At 72.1% G+C, this 3139-nt stretch carries 2 protein-coding genes; one reads left to right on the forward strand and one right to left on the reverse strand.

Going from position 1 to position 3139, the window contains the following annotated elements; all coding sequences use genetic code 11:
• Positions 1–1541 (forward strand): SidA/IucD/PvdA family monooxygenase (locus G6024_RS05405; protein WP_338122133.1); only part of this gene is annotated, 1541 nt, incomplete at its 5' end.
• An 11-nt stretch (positions 1542–1552) separates the two neighbouring features.
• Here G6024_RS05405 and G6024_RS05410 read toward each other — a convergent pair.
• On the reverse strand, positions 1553–3139 hold a 1587-nt coding region (locus G6024_RS05410; RefSeq protein ID WP_241728213.1), incomplete at its 5' end, for an HNH endonuclease signature motif containing protein.

The raw sequence follows: 3139 nt of genomic DNA on the forward strand, positions 1-3139 counted from the left end.
TGCCCGACGCGCCCACGCTGCCCACTCCGGGCGACACCAGCCCCGCCACCGCGGGCCGCAGCCCCCGTCGTCTCGCAGACGCCGACGCCAGGCTGGCCGCGCTGACCGCGCGCGTCCGCGAGGACATCGCCACCACGAGCCATGCTCGCGACTGGATCCCGCGCGAACCCGGATGCGCGCAACTCGATGTGCTCGTCATCGGAGGCGGTCAGGCCGGACTCGGCGCCGCCTTCGCCCTCGGACGTCAACGGATCGACCGGGTCCTGGTGGTGGATGACGGGCCCGCCGACCGGGTGGGCTGCTGGGACCGCTACGCACGCATGCACACCCTGCGCAGCCCCAAACACATGCGCGGCATCGAGTTCGACGTCCCGTCGCTGCACGTTCGCCGCTGGTTCGAGGCGGTCTACGGCGAGCAGGCGTGGCAGGAGATCGACCTCGTTCCGCGCCTGGACTGGAACGACTACCTGCGCTGGTATCGCGAGGCAGCGGGGATCGAGGTCCGCCACGAGACGCGGGTGACCGCCGTGCACCGACCCGCCACGGCGGATGGCCCGTTCGTCGTGGAGGTGGCCGCCGCCGACGGGGCCACCACCCAGACCGTGACCGCCCGGCGGATCGTGTTCGCCCTCGGCCTCAGCGGCGGCGGCGGACAGCGAGTGCCGGAGATGGTCCGTGCGCTGCCGCGCGAGCGCTGGTTCCACACCGAGGACCCGATCGACTTCGAGGCCCTGCGCGGCCGGCGGGTCGCCGTCCTGGGCGGCGGAGCCTCCGGGTTCGACAACGCCGCCACCGCGCTCGACCACGGCGCCGCGCGAGCGGAGGTGTTCATGCGGCGGGACACCGTCCCGGACTCCAACCCGCTGCGGTGGATGGAGTTCCCCGGCATGCAGGAACGCTTCTACGACCTCGACGATCGCGCGAAGTGGGACTTCACCCTCCTCAGCGGGGGCTTGCCGCAGCCGCCGACCCAGCACACGGTGTGGCGGTGCTTCGCCCATCCCGACTTCGCGCTGCGCACAGGCTGTGCCTGGGACTCGGTCGCGGTGGTCGACGACGGCGCGGGCGGGACCGAGCTCGCCATCGTCACCCCCGCCGGCCGGTTCCACGCCGATGTGGTGATCGCCGCGACCGGGTACGAGGTCGACCTGCGACTGCGCCCGGAGCTCGCGGAGTTCGTCGACGACATCGCCCTGTGGGCCGACGTGCACGACTTCGCCGCCGGCCACCCGGCAGGACGCAACCCCTACCTCGGACCGGGTTTCGAGTTCACCGAACGCCGACCGGGCTCCGCGCCCTGGGTGACCAGGCTGCACCACTTCTCGACCGGCGCGCGCACGTCCATGGGCGTCACCGGAAACCAGCTGTCCGGCATCTACGGAGGTGTCGGTCGCATCGCGGGGGCGGTCACCACCGCGATCACTCGCGAGAACTGGGACCGCCTCGCGGACGACTTCGCGGGCTTCGAGTTCCGCGAGGTCCGGTCGATCGGCCCGCACCGCCCCGACGACGGCTGGTACCCGACGAGACCCCGCTACTGACGGCCCCGCCATCAGAACGGCGGCTCATCATCGAACGCCGAGGACCGCGGCTGGTCCTGCTGGGGCCGGTCATCCTGCGGGGGAGCCGAGCGCGGCGGGCGCCCTGACCGGGGTTCCTGTTGACGATGGTGCGCCTGGGCCCGCAGTCTGCTGCGCTCCGCCGCGCGGCGGTGACGCAGGTGGGGGCGCCTCCTCGACGCCGGTGAGCCGCTGCCGGTCCTGCCGGCTTCGGCCGCGTTCTGCTGCCGTCGGCTGGACTCCGGATGCCGCGGCGGGGCGAGCGCGGCCAGCGGTCCACCGGGGGCCGTCGTGATGCGCGTTCCCGGATCGGCCTCCGGGTGATTGGGGCCGTGGAGCCAGACGTAGGTTCCGTCGATGTCCCGGTAGTAAGCCCAGATTCCCTCGGTCTTGAGTCGGTGGTGGAAGCGGCAGAGGGAGCCGAGATCATCGGACGTGGTGTGCCCGCCGCACTCCGGGTTGTCATGGTCGAACGGGATGATGTGGTCGAGGTCGGTCTTCTCGGCCGGCGTGTGGCACCCGGGGAAGACACAGGTGCCGTCGCGGCCCTTGCAGAAGCGTGCCAACGCCTCGGAGGGCGTGTACCGCCGGGCCGCGTAGCAGTCGGGGTCCGCGAGATCTGCCAGTGAGTCGATCCGGCGACGAGCGCTGCGCTCCAGCTGGTCGGCGGTGTGACCGGTGATCGGCCCGTAGCCGGCCAGCGTGAGGCCACGGTTGTCCGGACTGCCGTCGTCATAGGCGTAGATGGTCACCCGCCGAGCGGCCGCCTGTCCGTCCGGGTCACCGGGGTGTTCGCCGTCGACGTCGGGCAGGCAGGCCCACCCGCGACTCAGCGCCAGTAGGCCCGCGGCACGCAACTCACCGAGAGAACGCGGGTCGTCCTCGGAGGCGGTGCGCGCGAGGGCCTCGATACGGTCGGCGATCTCCACGGCGGTCTCCGCGGTGAGGTGCGCTGTGATGAGGGCCCTGTCGTCGGCCAGCGGCGCCATCTCGACGTCCTGGTCCCGCCGCGCCTCCCTCGCCCTGGCGTCGGCCCCGACCGGGTCGCACGCCGAGACGGTCTTGGTGAGCATCTTTCGTAGCGGGCCGAGTCTCGGCGGGTGTGTGCGGCGCCTGGTGGGAGCCAGTGCCTCACTGATCCGCCTGTCGAGTTCGGGCATGAGCTCATCGGAGACCATCGCGGTCTCCTCGGCGATCGTGTGGGCGGCGAGGATGCCGATCCATCCGGTCGCGAGCAAGGCCGCGGTACGGGGGAGCCGCTCGGTCAACTCGACCGCGGTGGTGACCAGACGCGAGGCGCCGTGCCGGGACAACGCCATCGAGGCGCTGACGATCGAGGCGGCGGTCTCCCACGGGTCCCGGTGGCGGTCGCGCTGTCCCGCGACCCGGACGCAATCGTAGGCGAAGGCGACGGTGCGTCCTTCGGCCGCGTTGATCAGGCGTTGGGCGAGATATCCGCGCTGTTGATGTGGATCCCACCGGGCGTAGGCCTCCGGGACGATCACGTCGACGGCGGGACCCGTCGCTGTGGTGAACCCCTTAGGCGGCACGAACGGGCCGGGGGCATCGGGGACGATCGC

The organism is Dietzia maris (assembly GCF_014144855.1).
Taxonomy (GTDB): domain Bacteria; phylum Actinomycetota; class Actinomycetes; order Mycobacteriales; family Mycobacteriaceae; genus Dietzia; species Dietzia kunjamensis.